At 67.6% G+C, this 20036-nt stretch carries 18 protein-coding genes; 5 read left to right on the top strand and 13 right to left on the bottom strand.

Annotation, left to right across the window (positions count from 1 at the left end):
- Window position 1 precedes the first annotated feature (1 nt).
- The 5 genes from corA to ACXMDP_RS11260 form a co-directional block, all read right to left on the bottom strand.
- A complete protein-coding gene (gene corA / locus ACXMDP_RS11280; RefSeq protein ID WP_259730595.1) occupies window positions 2-1105 on the bottom strand; it encodes a magnesium/cobalt transporter CorA in 1104 nt (367 codons plus the stop codon).
- Entirely contained in the window at window positions 1102-1254 is a 153-nt protein-coding gene (locus tag ACXMDP_RS11275) for a hypothetical protein (protein WP_259730594.1), read from the bottom strand. The genes corA and ACXMDP_RS11275 overlap by 4 nt, the downstream gene beginning before the upstream one ends.
- A 122-nt stretch (window positions 1255-1376) precedes the next feature.
- Window positions 1377-2489: a PstS family phosphate ABC transporter substrate-binding protein gene (locus tag ACXMDP_RS11270; RefSeq protein WP_259730593.1), complete on the bottom strand. Its 1113-nt coding sequence runs from the start codon at window positions 2487-2489 to the stop codon at window positions 1377-1379.
- A gap of 141 nt (window positions 2490-2630) precedes the next feature.
- Window positions 2631-2885 (bottom strand): hypothetical protein, encoded by a 255-nt coding sequence (locus ACXMDP_RS11265; protein WP_259730592.1) that lies wholly within the window; start codon window positions 2883-2885, stop codon window positions 2631-2633.
- Between the two features lie 128 nt (window positions 2886-3013).
- Complete coding sequence (locus ACXMDP_RS11260; protein WP_457766867.1) at window positions 3014-4081, bottom strand: 3'-5' exonuclease; 1068 nt, start codon at window positions 4079-4081, stop codon at window positions 3014-3016.
- An 87-nt stretch (window positions 4082-4168) separates the two neighbouring features.
- On the opposite strand from ACXMDP_RS11260, the gene ACXMDP_RS11255 reads away from it, so the two are divergent.
- Both ACXMDP_RS11255 and ACXMDP_RS11250 read left to right on the top strand, forming a co-directional pair.
- The gene (locus ACXMDP_RS11255; RefSeq protein ID WP_259730590.1) at window positions 4169-4636 is read left to right on the top strand and encodes a peroxiredoxin; all 468 of its coding nucleotides are present in this window, start codon (window positions 4169-4171) and stop codon (window positions 4634-4636) included.
- A gap of 35 nt (window positions 4637-4671) precedes the next feature.
- Complete coding sequence (locus ACXMDP_RS11250) at window positions 4672-5469, top strand: DUF1350 family protein (RefSeq protein WP_259730589.1); 798 nt, start codon at window positions 4672-4674, stop codon at window positions 5467-5469.
- Here the strand turns inward: ACXMDP_RS11250 and ACXMDP_RS11245 are convergent.
- Together ACXMDP_RS11245 and acs are read right to left on the bottom strand one after the other, a co-directional pair.
- Window positions 5418-6380, bottom strand: coding sequence for a hypothetical protein (locus ACXMDP_RS11245; RefSeq protein WP_259730588.1), 963 nt, complete (start codon window positions 6378-6380; stop codon window positions 5418-5420). The genes ACXMDP_RS11250 and ACXMDP_RS11245 overlap by 52 nt on opposite strands.
- 21 nt (window positions 6381-6401) lie before the next feature.
- A complete protein-coding gene (acs, locus tag ACXMDP_RS11240) occupies window positions 6402-8366 on the bottom strand; it encodes an acetate--CoA ligase (RefSeq protein ID WP_259730587.1) in 1965 nt (654 codons plus the stop codon).
- Window positions 8367-9191: 825 nt separating this feature from the next.
- Between acs and ACXMDP_RS11235 the strand changes: the two genes are divergently transcribed.
- Entirely contained in the window at window positions 9192-9842 is a 651-nt protein-coding gene (locus ACXMDP_RS11235; RefSeq protein WP_259730586.1) for an HAD family hydrolase, read from the top strand.
- A gap of 39 nt (window positions 9843-9881) precedes the next feature.
- On the opposite strand, the gene ACXMDP_RS11230 is transcribed toward ACXMDP_RS11235, so the two are convergent.
- Together ACXMDP_RS11230 and ACXMDP_RS11225 are read right to left on the bottom strand one after the other, a co-directional pair.
- Window positions 9882-11108 carry a hypothetical protein gene (locus ACXMDP_RS11230; RefSeq protein WP_259730585.1) on the bottom strand — a complete coding sequence of 409 codons (1227 nt, stop codon included), beginning with the start codon at window positions 11106-11108 and terminating at the stop codon, window positions 9882-9884.
- A 50-nt stretch (window positions 11109-11158) separates the two neighbouring features.
- Window positions 11159-12736: an iron uptake porin gene (locus ACXMDP_RS11225; protein ID WP_457766866.1), complete on the bottom strand. Its 1578-nt coding sequence runs from the start codon at window positions 12734-12736 to the stop codon at window positions 11159-11161.
- 210 nt (window positions 12737-12946) lie between these two features.
- On the opposite strand from ACXMDP_RS11225, the gene ACXMDP_RS11220 reads away from it, so the two are divergent.
- Window positions 12947-13705 carry a prohibitin family protein gene (locus tag ACXMDP_RS11220; RefSeq protein WP_399220132.1) on the top strand — a complete coding sequence of 253 codons (759 nt, stop codon included), beginning with the start codon at window positions 12947-12949 and terminating at the stop codon, window positions 13703-13705.
- Between the two features lie 59 nt (window positions 13706-13764).
- Here ACXMDP_RS11220 and ACXMDP_RS11215 read toward each other — a convergent pair whose 3' ends face one another.
- Window positions 13765-14148 (bottom strand): hypothetical protein, encoded by a 384-nt coding sequence (locus tag ACXMDP_RS11215; protein WP_259730583.1) that lies wholly within the window; start codon window positions 14146-14148, stop codon window positions 13765-13767.
- Window positions 14145-16673 carry a CPBP family glutamic-type intramembrane protease gene (locus tag ACXMDP_RS11210; protein WP_259730582.1) on the bottom strand — a complete coding sequence of 843 codons (2529 nt, stop codon included), beginning with the start codon at window positions 16671-16673 and terminating at the stop codon, window positions 14145-14147. The genes ACXMDP_RS11215 and ACXMDP_RS11210 overlap by 4 nt, the downstream gene beginning before the upstream one ends.
- Before the next feature lie 148 nt (window positions 16674-16821).
- Between ACXMDP_RS11210 and ACXMDP_RS11205 the strand changes: the two genes are divergently transcribed.
- Complete coding sequence (locus tag ACXMDP_RS11205; RefSeq protein WP_255100765.1) at window positions 16822-17817, top strand: sensor domain-containing diguanylate cyclase; 996 nt, start codon at window positions 16822-16824, stop codon at window positions 17815-17817.
- A gap of 59 nt (window positions 17818-17876) precedes the next feature.
- Here ACXMDP_RS11205 and ACXMDP_RS11200 read toward each other — a convergent pair whose 3' ends face one another.
- Both ACXMDP_RS11200 and sds read right to left on the bottom strand, forming a co-directional pair.
- Window positions 17877-18740, bottom strand: coding sequence for a helix-turn-helix domain-containing protein (locus ACXMDP_RS11200; protein WP_259730581.1), 864 nt, complete (start codon window positions 18738-18740; stop codon window positions 17877-17879).
- Between the two features lie 308 nt (window positions 18741-19048).
- On the bottom strand, window positions 19049-20020 hold the full coding sequence (gene sds, locus ACXMDP_RS11195) for a solanesyl diphosphate synthase (protein WP_259730580.1): 972 nt from the start codon (window positions 20018-20020) through the stop codon (window positions 19049-19051).
- Between the last annotated feature and the right edge of the window lie 16 nt (window positions 20021-20036).

The following is a 20036-nucleotide window of genomic DNA, read 5'->3' as shown; positions in this document are numbered from 1 at the left end:
TTCAACGCCGGCCGGTTGTCCAGTCCTGGAACCAGCCGCGGCGCCACAGCCAGTAGCTCTGCAAGGCAGCCACCAGCAGCATGAACATCACAACGGCAGCGTAGCCAAAGCGCCACTGGAGTTCCGGCATGTTGACAAAGTTCATGCCGTAGATCCCGGCGATGAAGGTGAGCGGAGCAAAGATGGTGGAAACGATGGTGAGTGTTTTCATTACCTGGTTCATGCGGTTGCTGATGCTGGCCATGTAGGCCTCCGTCACGGAGTCACATTGGCGTCGCAACAATTCACAGGCTTCGAAAATCAGCCCCACCCGTTGCTCCATGTCCTGGAACCCGTGCAGGGCATCAGGACCCAGCAAGCGCTGGTTCTGGCGCACCAGCACCATGATCTGGTGACGCAGGGGCCACACCTGGCCGCGGATCTCACGCAGAGTGCTGCGGGCCCTGTAAGCGCGGTTGAGCAAGGTGGGTTTCGGCCGCATCAAGGCCGCTTCTTCCAGTTGCTCCAACAATTCTGAAAGTTGCTCCAGCAACGGGAACAAGGCATCCAGCAGTTCGTCGATCAGAAAGTGAAGGATGTCGTCGAGATCTTCCTTGGCTGGAGCTGGATCAAGGCAAGAGAGCCACTGGGTAAGCTCCGGAAAGGAGCTCGGCTTGGGAACTTCCTCGATGCTGATCAACAGCGTGGGCAGTAGCAGCAACCCCACCTGCTCGCCGATCAGGCGGTCGGGGGTGTCGGCAAAGCTGAGGCGGTGCAGCACGGCCAGCACCATGTCGCCGGAGGAATCGACGCGCGGCCGTTGGGGCAGATCCAGCAGCGGGCTCTGGAAGTGCGCCGGCACGCCAAGCCGGTCAAGCACCGAGCGGATCAGAGCTTGGTTGCCCATGCCCTGAACCCGCACCCACAGGGGCAGGCCGCGCTCCAATAGGGCGTTGAGCTCTTCAGGTTGCAGGCCGTCGCGTTCTTCCAGGCCGGAGGGGTGAAAACACAGCACCGAGAGCCGGGTGGGCGCCCTGCCGCCATGGATGAACAATTGGCTGGGGATCTCACCAGGCCGTTCACCCAGGCGTCTAGAACGCAGCCGGCCTGGATCGAGTCGGGTCATCCCTGCGTTCTAGCGGTCGTGGTGCCGCCAGGGAAAGGGGCCGGCGGCTGCAGCCATTGCTCCAGCCCCACCCCCGTGGCGAGCACGGCGGCCTGAATCAGCAGACACCAGCCGACCTGTGCGCGGCGTTCCCAGAGCAAACCGATCATCGGAGCAGCGCAAGGGTTGGCATTTCAGCTGTGATTACGCCTGCCGGCTGCTTTCTGGGCCACGCCCGGGGGCATTGAGCAGCACGCTGGCCGCCGGCGTTCAGCGGCCGGCGGCCCATTGATCAGCGGGCCACAGGTTTGCGCAGCTGGCTGAAGCTGCGTGCCAGGGCCTGGCTGATCGTGAGACCCACCGGCAGATCCCCACCGAAGGAGGTGCCTAGGACATGGCGATAGAACTTGGTTTCAACCAGCCTGTAGGTGTCATCTTCAAGCGGAATGAACCGAGCCTGCTTGACGAACTGGGGCCCCCGTTGCAGGTAGAAGGTGACGAAACGGCGCACGTCATCCTGCCCGCGCACCATGCTGTCGTTGATGTAGATGAACAACGGCCGCGAGAGTGGGCTGTAGAGCTCATCCTGCACGTTCTGAATTGATGGGCTGATCAGACCCTTGCGGCCGTTCACGGCCAGGGCTCTGAGTTTGTTGGTGTTGGAGGCATACCAGCCGAAGCCGAGGTAGCCGAGGGCTTGCGGATCCTTGGCGATGCAGTTCACCACCACGGCATCATCTTCGCTGCTGGTGTAATCACGGCGGGAATCGCTGGCGTTGCCGTTGATCGCCTTGTTGAAGTAGTCGAAGGTGCCCGAGTCCTTGCCAGGGCCACACAGGCGGATCGGGGTGGCCGGCCAGGCGGCATTCACCTGATTCCAGCGCATGATCTTGCCCTCAGCGCTGCGGCGCCACAGCCGCGACAGCTCCGTGGTGCTGATGGCCTTCGCCCAGGTGTTGCGCGGGTTCACCGCTACGGTGAGCGCGTCGAAAGCGATCGGCAATTCCAGGAACTTGATCCCTCTGGCGGCACAGGCCTTGAGTTCCTCGGTGCTGATCGGCCGCGAAGCGTTGCTGATCTGCACCTTGCCGGCACAGAAATCCCGGAAGCCTGCGCTGGTGCCTGTCTCCAGCAGCTGAACGCGCACATTCGCGCCTGGCTTGGTGGCACGGAAGGCGCTGATCGCTGCAGCTGTGATCGGAAAGACGGTGCTGGAGCCACTGATCCGAATCAACCCATCCTTGGCCGGCGCTGATTGGGCGGAGGCTTCGGCGAGAGGAAGGGCCACAGACCCTCCAACCAATGTGCCGAGCAGGCAGAGCGCCATGCCGAGACGCATGCGGGTTCCGCCGCTGGTCCCGGAGCGCTGCGCTGGGCGGCAACGGAGGTTGGATCGGCCGGGCATGGAGAAAGGGAACCGTGCGCCTCACTCTGAGCAGAGCGGCACAGGGCGAGGATTAAGCCCCGGTTAGGGCTTGGTCATCATCCGCCGCAGCTCTGCCAGGGCCCTGCCGATCCTGTGCCGAGACCCAGCCCCCGGCCAGGCTCAGTGCAGGCGGGTGCGGGCCCGGTAGCCCCCCAGCCAGCGGTTCACGCGCGGGCGCAACGAAGGGGGAACTTCATGCAGCAGCTGGTCGAGTTCCAGGGCGCCGAGGCGCCGCAGATCACGCACATCCACATGCCACAGCGCTTCGGCCTCGCGCACCAGCCGGGCCCAGGTGCGGGCCCGTTGCCAGCGGCGCAGTTGCCACCGTTTCGGCAACGACGGCCCGGCGCCTTCAAGCAACCGGGGAATGGACATCCGATCACCGTGCTCTTTCACCAGCTTGTGTGGGCGTTGGCCTGATTGCGCGAACGCAACAGGAGACTTCCGCTTTGCCACGCACACTGCTCGCCGATTGACTGGCCGCTCGCAGGGGTTGAGGCAGGTCAGGCGGCGGTGCTGTTGATCGGGTGGGCGATCGGGCTGCCGCTGCTGCTGCCAGCGAGGGGTCCCACCGGTGCCACGGGAAAGCTCAGGCCCGCTGCTTCCCGCTCGCTCAGGCGCCGGGTCCAGGCTTTGGGGATGGGGTCGTTCCAGCGGAAGCCGGCCTGCCGGGCGCGGTGTCGCTGCTCGTAGGGCAGCTGGGCCCGGTAAAGACGTCGCGGCTCCAGGCCTGCCAGCAGAAGTCCCTCCAGCTCGTCGCAGCGGGAAAACACCTGGGCCAGGTAGATGCAGTCGGTGAGGGCCCGGTGCGCAGCCCACACCGGCACTCCATAGGCCAGCGCCAGATCCCGCACCGACGGCGTCGCCCGCAGCTGCCGCTCCGCCGGCCAGCGCAGATCCTCCATGCTGCACAGCCAGGGTTTCGCCAGTGCGGGCAACACTCCCCGCCCGAACCACTGGCGATCGAAGCTGGCGTTGTGGGCCACGATCACATCGGCGGCCTCCACCAGCGCCCGGAAGTAGGTCAGCGCGTTGTCCCACGGCTGGCTCAGCCGGGTAACGGCGGCGGGGATCCCGTTGATCGGCGCAGCCGGATTGCTCTCGCAGGGAAGCAGGAAGGAGAGCTGGCTCAGAACGGCGCGGCTGGGGACATGGAAAAGGATGGCCCCGACCTCGATGCAGTGGTCCTGCTCCGGCTCCAACCCGGTGGTCTCGGTGTCGAGGATCAGCAGCTGGGTGGGGCAGCCTGCCGCCGCGTCGGCCGGCCGCTCCGCCGCCTTCAGGGGATCTGTGGCGGCGGCCAGGGGCGGCAGGCTGAGGCGTGGCTTGGCCATGCTGGTGAGTTCCGCCGCAGAGCTCAGCGGCGGTGGCCCAGCAGCGGCGCCTACCGGGGTGGCTGCAACGAGATCCAGCAGGCTCACCTGTTCCCAGCAGCCGGAGGCCTGCCGGCCAGCGGCCGGGTCGTGGCTCGACCCTATGGGCGCTGATTCCATCGGCGGTTCTGCCATCGGGAGGGACGCTGCGGGGCGGGTGCCATCGATCGATGGCCTGAGGCGGATGCCCCCGGCCATGCCCAGGTTGCTGCCATGTTCCCAGCCCGCAGCCGTCCCGCGCCAGTGGGCCGCGTTCCTAGGGTCGGGACAGTTGCAATGGCGTGCGTGGCCCGTGCCCTTCAGGTGGGTGATCCGATCCCTTTGATCGCCCTGACCGACCAGGACGGGGTGGAGCGCCGCAGCGACCAGCTCGGCGGCCGGCCGCTGGTGCTGTTCTTCTATCCCAAGGACGACACCCCGGGATGCACCGCCGAAGCCTGCGCCTTCCGCGACAGCGAGGCCGAACTGGTTGCCCTTGGCGCCTTGGTCTGGGGCGTCAGCGGTGATGACGCCGGCAGCCACAGCCGCTTTGCCGCCCGCCACCGGCTCACCTATCCCCTTCTGGTGGATCAGGGCAATGCCCTGCGCCAGGCCTTCGGTGTGCCCGGCGCCCTGCTCAACCTGCTGCCGGGCCGTGTCACCTATGTGATCGATGGTGATGGCGTGGTGCGGCACATGTTCAACAACCTGCTCGATGGGGCCGCCCATGCCCGTGAGGCCCTCACGGCGCTGCGGCGGCTGACGGTGGCCTGAGTGGACGCGCCCGTGCAGCCTCACGGGGCCGACCCATGAGCCGCTGGCAGCAGCAGGGCCCGCTCTGGAGCCTCGCCCCGCCCACCGCTGAAGCCTTTCCCGGTGGCGCGCAGGTTCCGCCCGTCGGCGTGGTGGAGTTCATCGGCGGCACGGTGCTGGCCGCCAGCCCCCAGCTCAGCTACCGCCGCCTGCTGGAGGCGCTGGCGCTGCGGGGGCTGCTGGTGCGCGCCTGGAGCTACGTGCCCGGCTTCGATCACCAGGCGCAGGCCACCGAGGCCTGGCGCTGCTTCCGGGCGGCCCGCAGCATGGCCACTTCCACCGCCACTTCCACTGGCGCGGCCCCGTCGCCGGTGCTGCGGCTCGGCCACAGCCTGGGCTGCAAGCTGCACCTGCTGGCGCCCGATGGCGGCCGCGGTTGCCGTGGTCTGGCGGCGATGAGCTTCAACAACTTCTCCGCCGATCGCTCCATTCCCCTGCTTGCCGACCTCGCCCCCCGCCTGGGCCTGCGCACCGAATTCAGCCCTTCACCGGAGGAAACCCTGCGGCTGGTGGGCCTGCATTACCGCCAGCCGCGCAACCTGCTGATCCGCTTCGGCACCGATGCACTCGACCAGAGCCGGCGGTTGATCGGCGTGCTGCAGCAGCGGCCTGATGACGCCTCCACCCTGCTGGAGCGGCCTGGCGATCACCTCACACCCGCCAGTGCCGGCCTGCGTCAGAACCTGCTGGGAGCCTGGGCCGATGACCCGGCCCGGCAGCGGCAGATCGATCGGCTGGCCGATCAGCTCACCGACTGGTGGCTGGGCCCGACCAGCCAGGACTCCCGCAGCTGAGCGAGAGGCTGCTCCACCCAGGCCCAGAAGTCCCAGCTCGGATCAAAGAGATCGAGGGGCATGGCTTCCCCCTGCGCCCAGGCGTGCCAGAACGCCTCAGGATCCAGCGCCCCGTGCGCTGATCGGGCCACGTCGTTGAGCTGGGTGTCGAGATGCCAGGAGAAGATCGCCGGCAGCACGTGCCCGGAGATCGGATGCCGCGGATGCATCGCGGCGGTGAAGGTGGACACCAGGATTTCGCCGTGGGGCGTGGTGTCGTAGCCGGTGAGCACGTGGCAGGTGTCGTGGGGAGTGGTGAACCGTTCGTTGAGAGCCCCCGGCTCCCCCGGCATGGCGTAGCCGTTGCGCTGGAAGTGGTCGTGGAAGGCACGCCCGAGCCGGTCGTGCGGGAGTGCGGCCAGTGCCCGGTACCGCGCCGCCAGGGCCGGATCCGCCCCTTCCCCCTGGTAGGGCTGCAGCCAGGCGGCGATGTCGGCCTCCGGGCTCCAGGGGGAGCCGGTCAGGGAGCTGAGGTTGTTGCGGGCCATCAGAGCCAGCGCCTCCTGCAGGTGCCCCTGGGCGGCAGCGGCAATCTCCTCCATCGAGGCGGTGTGGATGCCGAGTGCCGCCGCGTAGGCGAGCACGCGCTTGATGCGGTCCGGGTCCAGCCGATCGCCGAGGAAGGCCATCACCGTGAGGAAGCGGATCGCCTCCAGGCGCAGGTCCGCCGGCTGCAGGGCTGCGGCCAGCAGCGCCGGGCTGGTGGGTGGAAGCGGGCGTGGCAGTCCTTCAGCCCCGAGCCGGAAGATCCAGTGACCGGCCGCCTCCACCGCGGTCGCCGCGGCCGGCGGCAGTTCTCCGCCGCAGCCGCCCACATCCGCCATGGCGGCGAGGATGGCCAGGGATTCTTCCCGGTTGCTGGGGATCCGCATGTCGGGGTTCCGGTGTGGCCCTCAGACCCGCAGGGCATCCAGCACGGAGCGGTCTTCCAGGGTGCTGGTGTCGCCGCTCACTTCTTCGCCGGCCGCCAGAGCGCGCAGGATGCGGCGCATGATCTTGCCGCTGCGGGTCTTGGGCAGGGCATCGGTGAAGCGGATCTCGTCGGGGCGGGCGATCGGGCCGATCTCGGCGCCCACGTGGCGCTTCAGCGCGGCGATCAGGGCCTCGTCGCCGCTGGTGCCCGCATCCAGGGTCACGAAGGCCACGATTCCTTCGCCCTTGAGGTCGTCGGGCCGGCCCACCACGGCGGCTTCGGCCACGGCCGGATGGCTCACCAGGGCGGATTCGATCTCCATCGTGCCCAGCCGGTGCCCAGACACGTTGATCACGTCATCGACGCGGCCCATTACCCAGAAATAACCGTCGGCATCACGGCGGGCGCCGTCCCCGGCGAAGTAGACCCAGCTGCCGTCCGCCGGCCGGATCGCTTCCCAATAGGTTTTGCGGAAGCGTTCCGGATCGCCGTGGATGGTGCGCAGCATCCCTGGCCAGGGGCGCCGCACGGCCAGGTAGCCCCCCTCATCCACATCAGCACTGTTGCCGTCCATGTCCACCACATCGGCCACGATGCCGGGCATGGGCAGGGTGGCGGAGCCTGGTTTGGTGGGTGTGGCACCCGGCAGGGGGCTGATCATCACCCCGCCGGTCTCGGTCTGCCACCAGGTGTCCACCACCGGGCAGCGGCCATGGCCGATCACCTCCCGGTACCACATCCAGGCTTCCGGGTTGATCGGTTCGCCCACGGTGCCGAGGATGCGCAGGGAGCTCATGTCGTACTGGTCGGGCACCTCACGGCCGTTCTTCATGAAGGCCCGGATCGCAGTGGGCGCCGTGTAGAAGATCGTGACGCGGTGCTTCTGGATCACTTCCCAGAAGGCGCCGGGCTTGCTGGGCCGTGGTGCGCCTTCGTACATCACCGTGGTGGCACCGGCCGAGAGCGGCCCGTACACGATGTAGCTGTGGCCCGTGATCCAGCCCACGTCGGCGGTGCACCAGTGGATGTCGTCCTCGCGGATGTCGAACATCCACTGGAAGGTGATCTGGGCCCAGAGGTTGTAACCGGCGGTGGTGTGCACGATGCCTTTCGGCTTGCCGGTGGAGCCTGAGGTGTAGAGCACGAACAGGCGGTCTTCGCTGGCCATCGGCTCGGCGATGTGCTCGGCGCTGGCCGGCTCCACCCGGTCGTGCCACCAGTGGTCGCGCCCCTCGGTCATGGCGGTGGGGCTGCCGGTGCGCTTCACCACCAGCACGTGCTCCACGCTGGGGCAGCCTTCGGCGAGGGCCTGGTCGACGGCCGGCTTGAGCGCCACCGGCTTGTCCTTGCGGAAGCCGCCATCGGCGGTGATCACCGCCTTGGCCTGGCCATCGATCAGGCGGTCACGCAGCGCTTCGGCCGAGAAGCCGCCGAACACCACCGAATGGGGAGCGCCGATACGGGCGCAGGCCAGCATGGCGATGGCCGCTTCCGGCACCATCGGCATGTAGAGCGCCACCAGATCGCCCTTGCCGATGCCGAGAGCCAGAAGGGCATTGGCGGCCTTGCACACCTCGGCGTGCAGTTCGGCGTAGGTGAACCGCCGCTCATCGCCGGGTTCCCCCTCCCAGATCAGCGCCGTCTTGTGGGCGCGGGGGCCATCCAGATGGCGATCGAGGCAGTTGTAGGCCACGTTCGTGGTGCCCCCTTCGAACCAGCGGGCGAAGGGGGGGTCGCTCCAGTCGAGAACGCTTTCGAAGGGCTGGAACCAGTGCAGGGCTCCCCGCGCCTGCTCGGCCCAGAAGGCGTCCGGGTCGGTGTCCGCTGCCTCTGCCAGTTGCCGGTAGGCCGTGAGGCTGCCGATCCGGGCGCTGGCAGCGAGGGCAGCGGGGGGCTCGAACACCCGGCCTTCCTGCAGCACGGATTCGATCGTGACCTCGCTCATCGCCATCGGGACCAGGGCCCCCCATTCAAGCGGCCGCTGGTGGCGTTGCCGTTCTGGCGTCGCACGGGCTGGATTCCAGCAACACGCGGCTGCTGTTCGCCGAACTCTCCATTCGTTGCGCTGGTCGTTGCGCTGGCTTGACTGAAGCTCCACGTTGACTTCAAAAAATTCTCGCCTTGAGCCTCGACGTGGCTTCCCCTTTCGTCCTTGCTAGTTAGGGAAGCTCTGGGCAACACCGAACAGCAAAAAAGGAGCGGTGGCGAAGTGTGCTAATTGAACGATTGTGTGCGTGGCACGTCGTGAATCGGGCAATGTCCGCTGATTTTGGAATGATCTTGGCTTCAACTTGTCACCAGCAGTATCCGGTAAGGACCGGCGCTTGCCGGGGCGCATGGTGAACCAAAACTTGCTGGCCTTGTCCTCCATCTCTTCTCGTTGCTCATTTCCTTGGTAGCCAGCGTCCGCATACGCCACCTCCTCTTCACCAGGCTGCAGATCTGCTACTGGGTGAGGTCGTCCACATTGGCGGTTACGTCCAACTGGTAGCTACATCCACATTGGCAGCTACAGCGAATGCTGCATCTTTCCAGGCACGAGCTCAGCCCTATTGTCTGGTGCGAGTGGAGCAAACGACCCGGTAATGACGTGGCCGTTTGTAGCGAAACCCGGCTGCGGCAGCCTTAGCCCGTTCATTCGATATCCATCATCCAGGTGATTCCTCTGCGGCGGTGCTTCCCCAGCGCCGGGCCGCTGCTTTCCACCTGAGCAGGCCCTGATGCCCCGCCAGCCTGGGCGACTGGTCTTGGTAGCTGGGAAGATGGCGCCATGACCCGTCCCGCGGCCTGCCTGTTCGATCTCGACGGTCTCCTGCTGGACACCGAACCGCTGCATGCCCAGGCCTGGCAGGCCGCCGCCGCCCACTTCGGCCGCAGTCTCCGGCCGGAGGAAGTGCTGGCCCTGCGTGGTCGTCGGCGCCTCGATTGCGCCGATCAGGTGCGCCAGTGGATCCATCAGAGCGGTGGGCCTTCCCTGAGTAACGCTGAGCTGCTGGAGGTGCGCCAGCCGATCGCTGAGGCCCTGTTGCCGCAGGCCGCAGCCATGCCGGGTGCCCAGGCGCTGGTGGAGCGTTGCCATGCCCTGGGCATACCCATGGCCCTGGCCACCAGCAGCTCCCGTGAGGCGGTGACCCTCAAGAGTCAGCCCCATCCCTGGCTGCAGCTGATCGAGCGGCGGGTACATGGCGATGACCCGGAGCTCCTGGCTGGCAAGCCGGCCCCCGATGTCTTTCTGCTGGCCGCCCGCCGCCTCGGTGTCGACCCCAGTGACTGCTGGGCCTTTGAGGATTCGATCGCCGGTGCTTGCTCGGCCCAGGCTGCAGGCTGCCAGGTGCATGTGCTGTTGCCCAACGATGGGGTCTGCGCCCAGTACCCGCCTGAGGTGATCTGTCTGCAGTCGTTGGCGGAGCTGCGGCTCTGAGCCTGTGGAAACCCTTGAGGTGCGGGGACGGCTCCACGCTCAGGCCGGCGGGGCCGGTGGCCTTTTCTTGTCTGTCTCGATCCGCTCCACCAGCTTGAGCATCCATGAGCCGGCCCGGCCCGTTTCGCCCAGTCGCTGCTTGAGCTCCAGCAGGGCGGCCGCCCGCTGCTCCTCCCGTTCGCTCTCGGACGGAATCGCATCGCGGTACGGAATCTGGGTGCGCTGCTGCAGCCAATGGCCAAGGGCGCGTGGATCGGCGGGATCCCTGATCGCACTTTCAAGAGTGAGGGGTTTGCCCTCGGAGCGCAGCCCCTGCAGCTTGTACCAGCGGTCCCCGTCGCTGTCGGTGCTCTCCACCAACTCGAGGGCGTCCAGCTGGGCCACCTCACGCACGGAGCGGCCGAAGCGGCGCTGCACCACCAGCTGGTGGCGCTCCAGGCGCAGCTCACGCCGGCCCAGCAGCAGCCAGACCGTTCCCCAGCCGCAGCCCAGTGCCGGCAGGGCCAGGAAGGCCACCACTGGCCACAGGGATGGGTCGGCCAGGGCTGACCGGCCAAGCAGGCCCAGCAGCGCCAGCAGCAGCAAGGTGATCACGGCCGTGACGGCCGTCTGACGCCGCCGGATGCGGAGCGTGGGCACCAGCAACGGGGCGTCGCAGAACGCGGCCTCCAGCTCCTGCCATTGACGCGGCAGCTGGGCCGTCAGCGGCTGGGGCAAATCAGTGGCCACTGGATCCGCCGGCGCTGCTGGATCGAGAGCGAAGGCTGCGTTCAATGCGGCGGCGGCCTGCTCTCGTTCGCCAGCGGTGCCCAGCCGCGTGAGTTCGATGACCCGGTTCTCGAGTTCTGCCACCAGCGCACTGGGCTGCTGGTGGCGGCTGCGCACCGCGCAGCGGCGGATCTGGCCCACCCCGATGCGCTGCCGGCGCACGAACGGACCCAGCCGCGTGTGCAGCGTCAGCACATCGTCGGTGACAACCAGCCGCTCATCGGCCCAGAAACAACGCAGCCATTCGCGTATCGCCATCACCCCGCCCATGGTCCAGAGGCTCACCCACAGCAGCAGGAAGGCGGTCACCGCTGCGGCCTTCCCCACGCTCATGTCCATCGGGCCGGCCCCGGTCCACTCCCGCAGCAGACGGCTGAGCGTGAACAGCACGAACACTTCCCCGGCCGCCCAGCCGCCCAGCCAGAGGGTGAGGAAGCCCCCCACCGCGAAGCGCGCGGGGCCGCGGGGGCGGAAGTGAAAGGTGAGCGTGGCGGGCATGGCCGTGGGTCGCGCGTGGATTCGCCGGGGTGCGGTCTGGCCGGTTGGGTTCAGAACTGGAAGCTGGTGGTGATCAGGGCGCCGAACTGGCGGAACTGCTCTCCTGCGGGGGTGTCAGCGCCGAGCGGACGGCTGAGCAGAAACAGTGCCGGGGTCACGGCAATCCTGTCGCTGACCTGCAGCCTGTACCACCATTCGGCCACCAGATTGCTGTCCTGGCCGCCGCCGCCGCCGACCAGCCGCGTGGCCACGATCGGTTGCCCCACGGCCATCCCGAGCACATTTCCCTTGCCCAGCACGTCGCTCCACTGGAGGCCCACCGCCCACGACTGGCTGGTGGCCACGAGGCCGTTGCTGCCCCCAGAGCCACTGTTGCTCAGCCCACTGCTGAGGCCGCGGCTGGAATAGGTGGTGCTGTTGAGGCCCCAGCCGGCGCTGATCGAGGGCCACCAGCCCGCCCGTGACGGCTGCCAGTAGCCGCTCAGGCCGAAGGCCTCCGTGGTGCCCGGGACGCTGAGGCTGGCGGTGGTGAAGGGGCTGGCGGCACCGATCAGGCCGTTGGTGTTCTGCAGGCGGGTGTACACCGCCGCCACGGCCCAGGCCTTGTGCCCGTAACCCACCTGAACGGTGCCGGTGGCGCCGGCGTTGGCGGTGCCGAAACCCCCCTGGCCCGCATTGCCGGCATTGCCACTCGCGGCCACGTAGTTGGCGCTGATGCTGAAGCCCCGGTGGGCCCACCACAGGCCCACGCCTGCCCCCAGGTTCTCGCTGTAGGCGGCTGGAGTCCCGGCCAGGGTGAACAGGTCGAGCACGGCTGAAGCCGGGTAGACGCTGGGCCAGAGGGCGAGCATGTCGTCCTGCTCGACGCGGCCGCCGATGGTGGCGGTGAAGCCCGCCCCCAGGGGGAACTGATAGAACGCGCGATCGATCGCCAGCGCGTTGCCGCAATTACTGACGTTGAAGCCGCAGTCCTCCTGAAACGCGGCGGCGAGGGTCGAGAGGTTGCTGGGCCCGGCGCCACCGAAGCTGCTGGCTGCGAGGTTGCCCGCCCGCAGCGTGGTGCGCAGCAGGTCCTTGCCGTTGAAGCTGGTGTCGGCGATGAGCTGCAGGTCGTAGCTGAAGCTGGCGGCACCGAAGGCCTGCCGGTTCTGCTGTACCAGCCCTGCGGCTGAGCCACTGAAGGCGTTGGTGCCCAGCACGAAGCTGGCCTGGCCGCTGAGGGTGGTGGTGGTGGAGAACGCGGTAGCTTCAAGCGCTCGCAACCGGGCCTGCTCGTTGCCGAGCTGCCCCTGTAACACGGCCAGTTCGGTGGCGAGCTCGTGCTGCAGTTGCTGCAGGTCGCCTGTCGCCGGCGCCAGTTGCTGAAGGCAGGCCTGCAGCATGGCGGCCGCCTTCCAGCGGCTCAGGGCCCGCTGACCCCCGGCTGTTGTCGGCAGTCTGTTGGTGCGGCACCCCTGCGATGCCATCAGGTCCATCAGGGCCGTCTCGGTCCAGGCGATGGTTTCGGACGGGGCGGCCACAGGAGCCGCCTCCACAGGAGCTGCGGTCGCCGGCGCTCCTGCTGCCGAAGCCACAGCAAGCGACCACGGAACGAGGCTCAGCAGGCCAAGCGGGACGGGGCGCGGCACCGGAGGCAGCACTGTGACGCCCATCATCGGCGGTTGTTCAGTTCAACGCTTCCCTTTGCTCAGCGCCTGCCGGCGGCGGGATCCTGCTGGCGGTGGGATCCCGGTTTCCTGCTTCGCACTCCCGCCACAGGCTCCCCCTAGGGTGCGCACTCCCCACGCCCCACCACCATGCAAGGCTCGATGCGACCGGCCGGTGATGGCCCGGGCGCCATGTTTCAGCTGCTGATCGCCGGCGCCGTGGCGCTGCTGATCCTCTTCACCCAGACGATCTTCATCGTGCCGGCCGGCAACGTCGCCGTGGTCACCACGCTCGGCAAGGTGACCGGCAACCAGCGCGACCCAGGCCCCAACCTCAAGATCCCCTTGATTCAGGCCACCTCGTTCTTTGATGTGCGCACCCAGGTGCGGCCGGAGCAGTTCTCCACCCTCACCAAGGATCTGCAGGTGATCGAGGCCACCGCCACGGTGAAGTACGCGATCAAGCCCAGCGAGGCGGCCCGCGTGTTCGAAACGATCGCCACCGATAACTCCCAGATCTATCCACGGGTGATCCAGCCCTCGTTGCTCAAGGCGCTCAAATCGGTGTTTTCCCAGTACGAGCTGGTGACGATCGCCACCGAATGGAACGACATCTCCGCCCTGGTGCAGGAGAAGGTGGCGGAAGAACTCAGCAAGTTCAACTACGTGATCGTGCAGGGCCTCGACCTCACCGGTCTGCAGATCGCCGAGGAATACCGCGCCGCCATCGAACAGAAACAGATCGCCGAGCAGCGGCTGCTGCGCGCCCAGACCGAAGTGAAGATCGCCGATCAGGAGGCCAAGCGCTACCAGATCCTCAACTCCAGCCTCGATGACCAGGTGCTCTACAAGCTGTTCCTCGACAAATGGGACGGTCAGACCTCGGTGGTACCCGCCCTGCCCGGCACCGCTCCAGGCGGTGGCACGCCGGTGATCGTCAGGGGGCGTTGAAGCCTTCTGAGCCCGCGTCAGCACGCACTCAGCCGTCTGCGCCCCGCGCCAGCCCTCACTCAGCTGACAGCGTCGCTGTGACAGGGCGGCGTGAGACCGGGGAGCTGGAATTCCAGAAACCAGAGAAATTCCCGCGACCGCCAGCCCAGATCGAAGGGAGCGGTGGCCTGCCAGTCGTGCCGCTCCAGCCCGAACGCCTCCTGCAGGTAGGCGGGCACCAGCGCTTCAATCTCGTCCTGGCCTTCAGCTTCCTCCTCCTCGAACAGGCGGTCGAGATAGAGCGCGGCGAAGATCCCCTGCTCCTCGTCGACCACCACCACCTCAAAGGGGCCATCGGCGGCGGGCAGCGGGTTCACTTCGAAGAATTCATCCCGCTCCAGGGGGTCGGTGGGCGCCTGCTCCATCAATGTGGCCAGGGCCTGCTTGAACCGTTCGAGGGTCATGGGGCCACAGGCCTGGGGGCCTCCATCCTCAACCGCAGGCGTCCGCCCAGGGGCCACAGCCACAGGGTCACGGCCAGCCAATGGATCAGCACGGGCGGCCACAGCGAGCCGCTGAGCAGAAAGACGCCCGCGCACACGGCGCCGAGCCAGCTGCAGGAGAGCAGGAAGGCCGGATCACGGAACAGCTGCCGCCCCGGCCGGTACCAGGTGGCGCCAGCCAGTGGGTGGTAGGCCACGAACAGCCCCACGCTCAGGGCGCCCCAGGCCAGCGACGACCAGGGCCCCACCCCCTCCATTGCGGCTGCCGGCAGCAGGGCGGCGCGGAACACCGCTTCCTCCCCCAGCGCTGGCATCAGCAGCAGCAGCGGCGCCTGGCGCAGCATTGGCCCCAGCGGTCGCCAGCGCCAGCCCTGCCGCAGCAGGCCGCTGCGCCGCGCCAGTGGCAGGGCCACCAGTGCGTACAGCAGCATTCCCAGCGCCGCCACCAGCCCATTGCCGCCCAGCAGCGGCGTGCTCACCGCATCGGAGAGCCGCCGCAGCGGCACCGACAACCAGGGCCACTGGCCGAGCAGCAGCGTGGGTGCCAGCGGCAGCAGCTCGGGGTCGCGGCCCGGCACCTGGTTGGTGCGTTGGAACCACAGCTGCGAGCCGTTCTGGAGGAACACGCGGGCGATGTCGTCATGGCCGCGGCGGGGCAGCATCGAACGCCAGCTCAGCAGGGCATCGCGCACGCTCTGGCCGCGCACGAAGTGCTGCTCACCGCTGGTGAGCGTGTCAGCGCCGGCCACCACTGCCGCGTTGCGCACCCAGTCGGAGCGCACCATGCCGAAGGGAGTGAGCAGGTCGTCGAGTGACCGGCCCAGGGCCAGCAGCCGCTCGAAGCGCCGGCTGTCGCTGTCGTTGGGATGGGCGCGCCACCAGGCCATCAGCCCGGGATCGGCCAGCACCTGCTGGCGCAGCCGTTGCAGTGCGATGTAGAGGGTCTGGCTGGAATCCTGCACGCAGGAGGTGGCCGGCGTCACCGACGACAGGCCCGTGCCGTCGCCGCTGCGGTAACGGGCCATCATCACGTTGGCCTGCACCCCCAGTTCATCGAGCAGGGAGAAGCGGCGGTGGCCGAGCTGCACGTCGCTGAACAGGTCCTGACGGATCAGCACATCGGAGATCGGTCGCAGCCACAGCCAGCCCCGCTGCAGATCGCCGCTGTAGGCACTCCAGTCCTGGGTGCCGGCCACGATGCCGTTGGGGTTGTTGGCATAGATCTGGTGAAAGCGCAGCGCAAACAGCGGCTCACCGCTGAAGGGGTCGCGCCCCAGTTCGGCGTCACCAAAGGCGAAGTGGCCGGTCACGGTGCCGGCCACGATCGCTTCGCCAGCGGGCCCGCCGATGCCGCCGAAGCTGTGGATCAGCAGGCCCCGCTCGCCCAGCTGCCAGCTGCCTTCTCCCCCCACCTGCACCCGTGAGAAGCGGCCCTTGCGCTCGGGGGTGCGGGCCCAGTTGCGGTGCAGCACGTAGTCGAGGCCGGCGCCGCGGCCCTGCACCAGCTGATCGGCCTGGGGCTGCAGCAGCGCCCGGGGCAGCAGTGCCTGGGCCGTGAACAGGCCGCTGGCATCGGGCGCGCCGTACACCAGCCAGCCGGAGGCGCCGATCGGATCCCCCACCAGGCCATCCGGGTTGAACAGCCGGCGCCCATCGCGATCGGGTGGCTGCCGCGGAATCCGCACCACGTCCAGCGGGCCGCTGAATCCGCCCTGGCGCCGATCGAAGTGCCGCACCTCGAAGCGATCGCCGTCGGGGTTCTCGGCGGCGGCGGCTGGTTGCAGCAGTTGCACCAGGGCCACGTAGCGCCCGGTGATCTGCACCGGCGGCTGGGCGATCGCCAGGCCGGGGCTGCCGGTAGGGCTGGTAGTGAGCTCTACGTCCTCAAGCCGCACGATCACGTCGTCGTGGGGGCGAGCCCCGGCCAGCGATTGCAGCGGACCCACGCCGCGGCGGCCATCGAGCCGCTGCGGCACCACGTTGCCGGCAGCGATCGCCGCATGGGCCGCCGCATCCAAGCGGATGTCGGTGCTGACGGTGCGCACCATGGCCTGCAACGGCGGCCGCTCCTGCCAGCCCAGCCGCAGCCGCTGGCCCACCAGTTTCTCGTGCTGGGGAGGCGCGTGCTGCACCTCCAGCCACACCCAGTCGGCGCCGGAATCCTGGGCGCTTTGACCCTGACCGGCGGGATCCGCGGCGCGCGCCTCCGGCAGGATCAGCCGGCCGATCCAGGCGCCGTTCGGCTTGTAGAGCGCCGGATCGGGACGCTGATCAAGGGGGTAGTGATCTGGGCGGTTGAAGGGTTGCTCCCAGGCCAGGGCGTAGCTGGACGGCCTGGTCGCCGCCGGCGCCGACTGAAGCATGGGCAGCAGAACCGCCAGCAAGGCCGCCAGAACAGCGGCGAGACCGGCGGCGAAACCAGCGGCCAGGGTCGCCGCCCTTCTGGTGCTGGGCAGGGGCCGCAGCCGGCGCGTTCGGGGAGGCACGACGGCGACCGGGGGAAGAGCCGAGGTTACGGGAGCCACTTGGCTGCTGTTTTGCATGCCAGTCGGTTGCCAAGCCCACTTGTTCAGGGCGTGACGCAGCCCGGCCTGGCTACAACAGAGGCAGGAGCTGTCTGCGCGTGGCCTTGCAATGTCCCCCTTCCCCGACTACCCGGTCCCCGTCGATGAACTCCAGCGGTTGCGCTCGCTGGAGCGCCACGACCTGCTCAACCATCGCAAGGATCCGCACCTCGATCGCCTGCTGGAGCTGGCCACCGAGTTGCTTGACACACCGATCGGCCTGATCTCCCTGATCGATGCCGACCGCCAGTTGTTCATCGCCCGCCAGGGGCTGGAGATCGAGGAGACACCGCGCAAGATGGCCTTCTGTGCCCATGCCATCGCCGGCAACGGCGTGCTTGTGGTGCCCGATGCGCTCGAAGACCCGCGCTTCAACACCAATCCCCTCGTGCTGGAGGAGCCCAGGATTCGCTTCTATGCAGGCGCACCGCTTACCTCTGAAGACGGCCACAACCTCGGCACGCTGTGCGTGATCGACCGCAAGCCTCGCCAGCCCAGCGATCAGCAGATCCGTCTTCTGGAGCGCATTGCGGAATTGGCGATGCGGGAAATCGAGATGCGCCGCCAGTCGCTGCATTGCCCGATCACCCATCTGCTGGGGCGCAGCCTTTTCCTGCAGCTCGGCGAACTCGAACTGAGGCATGCGCGGGAGCGTCAGGTGCCGTTGTCGTTGGTGATTCTCGACATTGACAACTTCAGGATGATCAACAGCCGTTCAGGCCACAAGGCGGGCGATGAGGTGCTGGTGAAAGTGGCCGATCTCTGCCGCAGCCACGCGGCGGACCAGGATCTGATCGGACGGGTGGGCGACGAGGAGTTCGCGATTCTGCTGATCAACAGCACCGATGAGCAGGCCACCTGGTTGGCGGAAAGCGTGCTGGAGGGCGCCCACCATATTGGTGTGTCGTCCTTCCACAGCGAGCAGCAGATTCATCTCAGCGGTGGAGTCACCACCATGAGCGACACCGACGCCGATTTCGCCGGCATGTTCCAGCGGGCAACCAAAGCCTCCGAACTGGCCCGGATAAACGGTCGCGATCAGATTGTGGCGATGGAAAGGGAATGAAGGCCGCTCCGCCCCAACAACCCTGCGGAGGTGCCCCTTGGGGGGGTGGCTTCTTGTGCTCAGGGAGGCGGAGCGGACGGATCCGCTGCTGAAGTCTTGAAGGTGCGCCACTGCACCTGTTCGATCGAACCGAGGCGCTCAGCCGGTTTGCCTTCCAGACGGGCCGTCACCAGGTCGGGGCGCCCGGCCAGCACCTTGAGTCCATCGCCGAGCGGAAAGTGGCGCTCCCCCTTGAAGGTGCCGCGGAACACCACCTCCTCGCCGGCAGGGCCGCCCACCTGGCGCACTTCCAGCCAGCTGGGGGAACTGCTGCTCAGCAGCAGATCGCCAGGAGCTGGCGGCACGGCCACCGGGGCAACCATGGCAGGGGCTGGTTCGTTGGCCGGGGGCTCGGGCCGTGCAGGGGAGGGGGCAGCTGGCTGCGCCGAAAGCCGTGTCTGGAGGGTGCCGGCATCGAAGCGCCGCCAGCCCCACACCAGCGCCGATCCAGCGCCCACAATCAGAGCCATCACGGCAATGGAACGGACCATCACGCCTGCGGCGGCGGTCTTGGCGGACCCTGGCGCCGTCTGCTGTGTCGTTGAGGTGCTCGGGTCCAGGCAGCGGTGGGTGAGGCCACTTTTCTGCAGGTTGCGCAGCGGCTGCAACAACGGCGCCACATCCAGCCCGAGCACCCCGGCCACGCGCTGCGCTTGGGCAATCACGTACACCAGCTCGGGCAGGGCGGCACGGTCGCCGGCTTCAAGCGCGTTCAACTGCTCCTCGCGGAAGAACAGGCGCTTGGCAAGCTCCGCCAGGGCAATGCCCTTGGCCTCGCGTGCTTTACGGAGCTGGGCTCCCAATGCGCCCAGTGCATTAGCCGAGGCCTGATCCTGGGCGTCCACGTCGGGCACGGGTTGGTTGGAGGGACTGCCCTCGCTCATGGTGTGGATCTCTGAGAGGGGGAGGTCAGAGGATTTGTAGCTCGAAATGGTGCTGATTGATGTCCATGGGAGGGTTCCTTTTCAGCATGGGTAAAGCTGCCCGCCAATCGCTAGCAAAACGTGAGAGATCTTGTGGCTTTGAATCTTCACACCTGCCTGATTTTGAAGCAGCCTGTGTGAAGGAGAACTGGCTTCTCGGTGAATGGATCCATCCCTCGTGCAGCAACCTGCTCTGGCCATTGCATGAGAGCAGGTCAAACGGCCGTGCGATTCGGCGGAGCAAGCCCACTCAGCTGGGCAAAGCGCGCTCAATAGAGGCGGCTGAGCACGAAGTCCGGCAGGGCCTTGAGGGCGTCGCTGGAGGCGGAAGGCGGTAGCCACTGGAGCGCTTCGCCGGCCTCTCGGGCAAAACCTTCGGCCAGCGCGCGCGACCGGGGGATCGCTTCGCAGCCCCGCACCAGCTCCAGCGCCTGATCAAGGTCGCCGGGTTCGCAGAGCTCTCGCTCGATCAGCCCGGCCAGGGGCGGACGTTCCTCAAGGGCGAAGAGCACCGGGGCCGTGAGGTAGCCGGCGGCCAGATCGCTGGCAGCAGGCTTTCCCAGTTGCTGATCGCTGCCGGTGAAGTCGAGGATGTCGTCGACCACCTGGAAGGCCAGGCCCAACTGGCGGCCGAAGCGGTAGAGCTGATCGAGGCGATCGACCGGCAGGTTGCTCAGCACCCCGGCGGCGCGGGCGCTGTTGGCGATCAGCGAGGCAGTTTTGCAGTAGCTCTTTTCGAGGTAGGTCTCGAAGCTCTGGCCGGTGTCGTAGCGAAACAGCCCCTGTCGCACTTCGCCGTCGGCCAGGTCCATGATCACGCGCGAGAGCAGCTTCACCACATCGAGGTCGTCGAGGTTGGCGAGGTGCCAGCTGGCCTGGGCGAAAAGGAAATCGCCCGCCAGCACCGCCAGGCGATTGTTGAAGCGGCTGTGGACCGTGTCCACGCCGCGGCGGGTGGAGGCCTCATCGACCACGTCGTCGTGGACGAGGGAGGCGGTGTGAATCATTTCGGTGATCTCAGCCAGGCGCCGGTGCCGGCTGGAGAGCTCACCATCAGGGCTGAGAGCCCGTGAGAGCAGCAGAACCACGCCGGGGCGGATCCGTTTGCCACCGGCACTAAAGAGGTGCTCAGCTGCAGCCTGGAGGATCGGGTGGCCGGCGCCGATCAGGCTGCGCAGATCGCTCAGCAGAGTTTCGAGGTCGTTCTCGACCGGCTGGAGCAATTGCGCGACCGTGGCCATGACCCCTGCTCAGTGG

The organism is Cyanobium sp. ULC065 (assembly GCF_977927515.1).
This window is presented reverse-complemented; position numbering and strand designations above follow the sequence as displayed.